Raw genomic sequence first — 7,232 nt, forward strand, 5'->3', positions numbered from 1 at the left:
CCCGACGACGACGCGCCCGCCCCCCGCGACTATCCGCGCGCCCGGCGCGTGCTCGAGCGGCTCGGCCAGCTCTACGACCCGCGGTTCGCGGCGGTCGCGCAGCTCGAGCGAGCCCTGGCGGCCCTCGAATCCGCCGGCCTGACGATGAGCGACGAGCGCATCGACGTCTATGGACGGCACGTGCTGGGTATCGCCGAACTCGACCTCGACCTGCTGCCCACCCGGTCCCGGGATGCGACGGTCGAGGCAGCGGTCCTCGGCACCGCCCTGTACGAACCCGTCCTCACCGCGATGCGCCGCCTCGCCCACCAGCACCTTGCCGCCCGCCGCTTCATCGAGTTCTTCCCACCCGGTTCCCCCGACAGTCCCGTCGCCGATTCCCAGGAGCAGCAGTGACCGACGCCGTGCCCGATCCCGAGAACCACCCGTTCCGCGACCTGACGACGCTCGACGCCGTCGGCGACGATCGCTGGCTCGCCCACATCGCCCCGGTCTGGACGATCGGCCCCAAGGTGCACGGCGGTTGCATGCTCGCCGTGTGCGCCGCGGCGGCCCGGTCGGCGCTGCAGGCCGCCGGGTCCGATCCGGCGGTGCAGCCCCTCGCGGTGAGTGCCGCGTTCGTCGCCGCGCCCGACCCCGGCGACGTGCAACTGACCACCACCGTCCGCAAGCTGGGCAAGCAGGTCGGTCTGGTCGACGTGGAGCTGGCCCAGGGCGACCGGATCGCGGTCCGCGCCTCGGTGACGCTCGGACAGCCCGACGCGGGCGAGCCGCGATACACCGCGCCGCACCCGGTCGCCGGGCTGCCGGTACAGCCGCCCGCCGGCGCGCCCCTCATCGGTCCCGGTCATCCCATGGCGCAGGTGGTGAACCTGTGTGGCGGGGCCGACCTCGTCGTCGACGAGACCAGTGCCCGCTTCCTCGTGGGGGAGCAGGGTGAACCGGTGGTGCGGATGTGGGCGCGGCCGTGGCCCGGGGACGAGGCCGACGTCGACACCGCCGTGCTGTTCGCGCTGATGGCCGGGGACATCTCGGCCCCGGTCACGATGAACCGCGGCCTGTTCGGATGGGCTCCGACCGTGCAGCTCACCGCCTACCTGCGGCGACTGCCGGCGCCCGGCTGGCTGCGGATCATGGCCGACAGCACCGTTCTGGGCAACGCCTGGTTCGAGGAGGATCACACCGTCGTCGACGCCACCGGCGACGTCGTCGTGCAGAGCCGCCAGCTCGCGATGATCCCGCGCTGATCGTCGGGGCGATGCGGGCCACGACAACGGTCGTGGCAGGCTGTTGCCCATGACGAGAATTGCGGTGATCGGTGGTGGCAGGATCGGCGAGGCGCTGGTCTCGGGGCTGCTGCAGAGTGGGTTCGCGACCAAGGATCTGGTGGTCGTCGAGAAGTTCCCGGCCCGGACCGAGGAGCTGGCCACCGAGTACTCGATCCGAGTCACCGACTCGATCGCCGACGCGGCCGAAGGCGCCGACGTGCTCGTGATCGCGGTCAAGCCGGGCGACGTGGACGTGGTGCTCGCGGATCTGGGCAAGGCCGACCTGGACAGCGACCGCGAGAAGCTCCTCATGTCGCTGGTGGCCGGCGTGCCCACGTCGCGGTACGAGAACAAGCTGCCCGCCGGTTCGCCGGTCGTGCGCGTCATGCCCAACACCCCGATGCTGGTGGGGGAGGGTGCGAGCGTGATCGCCGCCGGCCGGCACGTCAAGCCCGACCATCTGGCGCTGGCGCGCGAGGTCCTGGAGTCCGTGGGTACCGTGACGGTGGTTCCCGAGTCCCAGATCGACGCGGTCACCGCCGTGTCCGGTTCCGGCCCGGCGTACTTCTTCCTCGTCGCCGAGGCCATGATCGACGCGGGCGTCGCTCTGGGTCTGACGCGGGCGACCACCACCGAGCTGGTGGTGCAGACGATGACCGGTTCGGCGGCCATGCTCTCCCGGTCGGGGGAAAACGCCGCCGACCTGCGTGCAGCGGTGACATCGCCGGGCGGAACCACCGCGGCGGCGGTCCGGGAACTCGAGCGTGGCGGCGTCCGGACGGCGTTCTACGAGGCGCTCGCGGCGGCCCGGGACCGCTCCGCGGCCCTCGGTTCGTCCGGTGATTGAAGAAATTCGTCGCGCGCATCGTCGCACGGGAACCATGGGTCACGCTAAGCTCGATCGAGCACGTGCGTGTCTGTTCCGCCGGAGGGGAAGCCGGCGGCGCGGGACGTGCCGGAGGTGTGTAATGGTATCTGGAAGCAAACCGTCGAAGGGCCAACCCGAGGACGGTCAGTCGGTTCTCTCCGGCACCCAGTTCCTCACCGTCGCCGAGGTGGCGGCGCTGATGCGGGTGTCGAAGATGACCGTGTACAGGCTGGTGCACAGCGGGGAACTGCCCGCCGTGCGAGTGGGGCGTTCGTTCCGTGTGCACGCCAAGGCTGTGCACGATTACCTGGAAACGTCCTACTTCGACGTCGGCTGAGCGGTCGTCGACCGCAATCGAACCCGGAGCGGACCTCGGTTTCACCGAGCGAAACCCGCCCCGGTAGGATTACTTGTCGTCGTACCGGCCACCCGGTGTCGTGCGGCGCTGAGCTCGTCACCACGAGGCCCGGCGTCGAGAACAGGCGTACGTCACCGGCGTGCGCGCAGGAACGCTAGAGAGAACGTGAGGGATAACCCAGATGGGTTCTGTGATCAAGAAGCGCCGTAAGCGCATGTCGAAGAAGAAGCACCGCAAGCTGCTCCGCCGCACCCGCGTGCAGCGTCGTAAACTCGGCAAGTAGACCGATCTCCCGATGCCCGTCACCCCGCGGTGGCGGGCATCGAGCGTTTCCGCCGGCGGACGGCGGTGAGCCGGCGAGCGGAATGCCCGGTTCGGGCGGAACGCGGAGTGTGTGCCCGAGGGGCCGAAGGTCCCGTTGGAGGGGGCTTTCCGGTGATCGGTTACTCGGGTGTAATGCTTTGTTGCGAAAGTCACCGTATCGTGAGAGACCGGAGTGACGGCAGGGGGTATGTGGGTGAGTTCGGAGATCGACGGTATCGACCCGCCGAGGGTGGCCCTGGTGACCGGAGCGAGCCGATTCCTCGGTGGCTACCTGGTCACCCGGTTGGCGCAGCATCCGGCGGTCGAGCGCGTCATCGCGGTCGACACCCAGTCGCCCACCAAGGACATGCTGCGGCGCATGGGCCGCGCCGAGTTCGTGCTCGCCGACATCCGCAACCCGCTCATCGGCAAGGTCATCCGGAACATGGACGTCGACACCGTCGTCCACGCGTCGACCCTCACCAAGGCTCCCAAGTCCGGTAGCCGCGCCGCGATGAAGGACATGAACGTCCTCGGCGCGATGCAGTTGTTCGCCATGTGCCAGAAGACCCCGTCCGTGCGGCGCGTCGTGCTGCGCTCGTCGTCGGTGGTATACGGCTCGAGCGCGAAGGACCCGGCGAAGTTCACCGAGGAGATGAGCGCGCGCCGGCGGCCGACCGGGGCCTTCGCCCGCGACATGATCGAGGTCGAGGGCTACCTGCGCGGAATGGCGCGCCGCCGACCCGACCTCGCCGCGACGATCCTGCGTCTCGCCCCGACGGTGGGCAACCATATGCCCGGCTCGGTCTCGCGATACCTCACCTCGCCGATCGTGCCCACCATTCTCGGTCGCGACGCCCGGTTGCAGTTGCTGCACGAGGAAGACGCCCTCTCGGCGCTCGAACGGGCCACCGTCGCGGGGCCGCCCGGGACCTACAACGTCGCCGGCGACGGCATCGTGATGATGTCGCAGGCCGTGCGGCGGGCCGGTGGACTGACCGTGCCGATGCCCTACGGGTTGTTCCGCACCGTCGGGCAGGCACTGATGGGGCCGGTGATGAAGTCGTTCAACAAGGAAGAACTCGACTACTTCCACTTCGGGCGCGGCCTGGACACCACGCGGATGCGCACCGAACTCGGCTTCGAGCCGAGGTGGACCACCAAGCAGGCACTCGACGACTTCGCCCGCAACGTCGGACTGCGGCGAGTTGTCAGGACGGAATGGGTCGATCGAACCGAGTCGGTCCTGCTCTCGGCGCTCGGAGAGCGGATGGAGGCGCGATGACAGAAGTTGCCAAGGTGATTCCCCTCCATGGTGGGACGGGGTCGGCGCGCCGGGCGGCCGCACGCCCGGGCGCCGGTTCCGGTCATCCGTCGACGTACGGACTCGGCTCCCAGACCCCACCCGAGCGCCCCGAACTGCCCGTGCAGGAGACGGCGGCCGACGGGTTCCTCGACGATCTGCGGCACAAACTGGTCGGGCAGATCACCGGTACCGCCGAGTTCCTCCGGCGCCGCATCACGGGCGACTACGAGGTGGACGACTTCGGCTTCGACCCGCATTTCACCGACAACGTCCTGCTGCCCGCGCTGCGGCCGCTGTTCGAGAAGTGGTTCCGCGTCGAGGTGCGGGGCATCGAGAACATTCCGGCCGACGGTCGCGCGCTGATCGTCGCCAACCATGCGGGCACCTTGCCGGTGGACGCGCTGATGACCTCCGTCGCGGTGCACGACCTCGCTCACCGTCCGCTGCGCATGCTCGCGGCCGACCTCGCCTTCGGGATGCCGGTCGTCGGCAGCGTCACCCGCAAGGCAGGGCACACCCTCGCGTGCCACCCCGACGCCGAGCGACTCCTCCGCGAGGATCAGGTCGTCGCGGTGTTCCCCGAGGGGTACAAGGGGCTCGGCAAGCCGTTCAGCGAGCGCTACAAGCTGCAGCGGTTCGGGCGCGGGGGCTTCGTCTCGGCCGCGCTCCAGACCAAGGCACCGATCGTGCCCTGTTCGATCGTGGGCTCGGAGGAGATCTACCCGAAGATCGCCGACCTCACGTCCATCGCCCGGCTCCTCGGCCTTCCGTACTTCCCGATCACCCCGCTCTTCCCGGCTCTGGGACCGCTGGGCATCGTTCCGCTGCCCTCGAAGTGGTACATCGAGTTCGGCACACCGATCGCCACCGACGTCTACGACGACGCCGCGGTGGAGGATCCGATGGTGCTGTTCGAGGTCACCGACCACGTGCGGGAGACCATCCAGCAGACGCTGTACCGGTTGCTCACCAAGCGGCGCAACGTCTTTCTCGGTTGAGGGACCGGCCCCGCGTCACGCGGCGGGGTCGCGGCGCCGGCCGAGGGCGGCGGCGAGCGCTCCGCCGGCCGCGCCGAGCGCCAGCGCCGTCGGCACGCCGATGCGTGCCGCCTTGCGGGCCGTGCGGAAATCCCGGATCTCCCAGCCACGGGTCTTCGCCAGCTCCCGCAGGTCGGCGTCCGGGTTGACGGCGACCGGAGTGCCGACGAGCGAGAGCATGGGCACGTCGTTGTGGCTGTCGGAATACGCCGTGCAGCGCTTGAGGTTCAGGCCCTCGCGGATCGCCAGGGCCCGCACCGCGTGGGCCTTGCCCAAACCGTGCAGGATGTCCCCGACGAGGCGGCCGGTGAACACGCCGTCCTCCGATTCGGCGACCGTGCCCAGTGCGCCGGTCAGGCCGAGTCGCTCGGCGATGACGTTCGCCAGTTCGACCGGGGTGGCCGTCACCAGCCACACCTGCTGCCCGGCGTCGAGGTGCATCTGCGCCAGCGCCCGGGTGCCGGGCCAGATCTTGTCCGCGATGATCTCGTCGTAGATCTCCTCGCCGAGGCGGGCCAGTTCCGCCGTGGACCGGCCGGCGACGAACGACAGGGCCTTCTCGCGGCCGCTGGCGACGTCGTCCGAGTTCTCCTTGCCGGTGACCCGGAACTTGACCTGCTGCCAGGCGAATTCGGCCAGGTCGGACTTGGTGAAGTAATCGCGGGCGGCGAGTCCGCGCGCGAAATGGATGATCGACGCGCCCTGCACGATCGTGTTGTCGACGTCGAAGAACGCGGCCGCGGTCAGGTCCTGCGGAACGGGGGTGGTCGTGGTGCCGGCGGGCTCGGCCTCGGTGCGGGCCTCCTGCAGCGCGAGGGCGGCCTCGGCGCTCGCCTGGCCGGCGAGGTTCGCGCGGACCTCGGCCTCGCTGGGACCGAACTTGCTCAGCAGTCGACGCCGGCCGGGCCGGATCAGGCCGGCCAGGGTCTCGCTGACGCGGCCGGCCAGGTTCTCGCCGAATCCCCAGCCGTGTGGCACTGGACGTTCCGGCACCTGCACCTCCCTGTTGCGCGACGGCCGCGCCGTCGAGTGCTGCCGGCCGGCTTGTCGGCGGCCGGCCGTCGTGTGTGGCAGACCGCCCCAGCCTAGCCCGCGACATGGCCCCCTCCGCGCGTTGCCGCATGTGGGCCGTGGGTGTGACGTTCGTCTCGGCGGGGTATGACGCACAGTTGACCCCATGAGCGAACATCTGCCCGGATCCGCCACCACACCCGGCACCCGCCACGAGATCACCCTCCTCGTCCGCGCCGGCTGCGGCGCCTGCGCGCCGGCACTGACTCTGCTCGAGCAACTGTGCGACGAGTTCGGAGCCGGGCTGACGTGCATCGACGTCGATCGGGCTGCCTCAACGGATCCCGACCTGCGCGCCGAATTCGGCGATCGTCTGCCGGTGGTGCTGCTCGACGGCCGTGAGCACAGCTACTGGGAGGTCGACGAGCCGCGGTTGCGGGCCGATCTCGCCGGTTGAGCGCCCCCGGGCGGAACCGTCGTGCAGGTGAGAAGCACATTCGGGGCCGTTCGAGCAACTTTGTGCAGGGCTTCACAAGCGGTTACCGTGGTGTGAACGAATCCCCCGGATCACCGTGAGGACCGACGTGTACCCGTCGGCCGGACGAGGAGCCACGAACGTGACAGAGCTGCACCCCCCGCGGGGCGACGCTGCCCGCGGCGTCGCCGAAGTCGGCGGGGGTGCGTCTCCCGGTGTCCCTGTGCGGGACATCCCCCAGGCTACTGTGACGCGTCTCGCGACGTATCTGCGGGTCCTCGGAATGCTTGCCGACGAAGGCACGCTCATCGTCTCGAGCGAGGAACTCGCCACCGCGTCCGGGGTCGGTTCCGCGAAGCTCCGCAAGGATCTGTCCTTTCTCGGGCCCAACGGGGTGCGCGGCGTCGGCTACGACGTGCTGCGCCTGCAGGCCCGGATCGAGCACGCACTCGGCCTCGACCGCGGGCACCGCGTGGTGCTCGTCGGCGTCGGCAATCTCGGCCGTGCGCTGGCCGGGTACGCCGGCTTCGACCGCCGCGGGTTCACGATGGCCGGACTGTTCGACGCCGACCCGGCGCGGGTGGGGACGCGGGTGGGGAACCTGGC

Annotated in this window: 9 protein-coding genes and 1 pseudogene; 9 read left to right on the forward strand and 1 reads right to left on the reverse strand. The window is 70.1% G+C overall.

What is annotated here, in order from left to right; all coding sequences use genetic code 11:
* The 7 genes and pseudogenes from G6038_RS29865 to G6038_RS29895 all read left to right on the forward strand — a co-directional run.
* A pseudogene (locus tag G6038_RS29865) lies at window positions 1-396 on the forward strand (MerR family transcriptional regulator); the annotation flags it as partial.
* A complete protein-coding gene (locus tag G6038_RS29870; RefSeq protein ID WP_165042435.1) occupies window positions 393-1,247 on the forward strand; it encodes a thioesterase family protein in 855 nt (284 codons plus the stop codon). The pseudogene G6038_RS29865 and the gene G6038_RS29870, both read left to right, overlap by 4 nt.
* A 49-nt stretch (window positions 1,248-1,296) precedes the next feature.
* Entirely contained in the window at window positions 1,297-2,115 is an 819-nt protein-coding gene (gene proC / locus G6038_RS29875; RefSeq protein WP_165042436.1) for a pyrroline-5-carboxylate reductase, read from the forward strand.
* A 121-nt stretch (window positions 2,116-2,236) separates the two neighbouring features.
* A complete protein-coding gene (locus G6038_RS29880; RefSeq protein ID WP_003937551.1) occupies window positions 2,237-2,473 on the forward strand; it encodes a helix-turn-helix domain-containing protein in 237 nt (78 codons plus the stop codon).
* 202 nt (window positions 2,474-2,675) lie between these two features.
* Complete coding sequence (locus G6038_RS29885; protein ID WP_003402602.1) at window positions 2,676-2,777, forward strand: AURKAIP1/COX24 domain-containing protein; 102 nt, start codon at window positions 2,676-2,678, stop codon at window positions 2,775-2,777.
* Window positions 2,778-3,005: 228 nt separating this feature from the next.
* Complete coding sequence (locus G6038_RS29890) at window positions 3,006-4,082, forward strand: NAD-dependent epimerase/dehydratase family protein (protein WP_165042439.1); 1,077 nt, start codon at window positions 3,006-3,008, stop codon at window positions 4,080-4,082.
* Entirely contained in the window at window positions 4,079-5,101 is a 1,023-nt protein-coding gene (locus tag G6038_RS29895; RefSeq protein ID WP_165042437.1) for a lysophospholipid acyltransferase family protein, read from the forward strand. Before G6038_RS29890 ends, G6038_RS29895 begins: the two co-directional genes overlap by 4 nt.
* Window positions 5,102-5,116: 15 nt before the next feature.
* Here the strand turns inward: G6038_RS29895 and G6038_RS29900 are convergent, their stop codons facing one another.
* On the reverse strand, window positions 5,117-6,118 hold the full coding sequence (locus G6038_RS29900) for an HAD-IB family hydrolase (protein ID WP_165042440.1): 1,002 nt from the start codon (window positions 6,116-6,118) through the stop codon (window positions 5,117-5,119).
* Between the two features lie 199 nt (window positions 6,119-6,317).
* Between G6038_RS29900 and G6038_RS29905 the strand changes: the two genes are divergently transcribed.
* Both G6038_RS29905 and G6038_RS29910 read left to right on the forward strand, forming a co-directional pair.
* Complete coding sequence (locus tag G6038_RS29905; RefSeq protein WP_165042438.1) at window positions 6,318-6,608, forward strand: glutaredoxin family protein; 291 nt, start codon at window positions 6,318-6,320, stop codon at window positions 6,606-6,608.
* 160 nt (window positions 6,609-6,768) lie between these two features.
* On the forward strand, window positions 6,769-7,232 hold a 464-nt coding region (locus G6038_RS29910), incomplete at its 3' end, for a redox-sensing transcriptional repressor Rex (protein ID WP_346772956.1).

This window comes from Rhodococcus sp. 14C212, assembly GCF_011058195.1.
Classification (GTDB): Bacteria; Actinomycetota; Actinomycetes; order Mycobacteriales; family Mycobacteriaceae; genus Rhodococcus; species Rhodococcus aetherivorans.

Coding starts and splice junctions, on each gene's coding strand:
- proC (WP_165042436.1), top strand. CDS start 1,297: ATGACGAGAATTGCGGTGATCGGTGGTGGCAGGATCGGCGAGGCGCTG.
- G6038_RS29880 (WP_003937551.1), top strand. CDS start 2,237: ATGGTATCTGGAAGCAAACCGTCGAAGGGCCAACCCGAGGACGGTCAG.
- G6038_RS29885 (WP_003402602.1), top strand. CDS start 2,676: ATGGGTTCTGTGATCAAGAAGCGCCGTAAGCGCATGTCGAAGAAGAAG.
- G6038_RS29890 (WP_165042439.1), top strand. CDS start 3,006: ATGTGGGTGAGTTCGGAGATCGACGGTATCGACCCGCCGAGGGTGGCC.
- G6038_RS29895 (WP_165042437.1), top strand. CDS start 4,079: ATGACAGAAGTTGCCAAGGTGATTCCCCTCCATGGTGGGACGGGGTCG.
- G6038_RS29905 (WP_165042438.1), top strand. CDS start 6,318: ATGAGCGAACATCTGCCCGGATCCGCCACCACACCCGGCACCCGCCAC.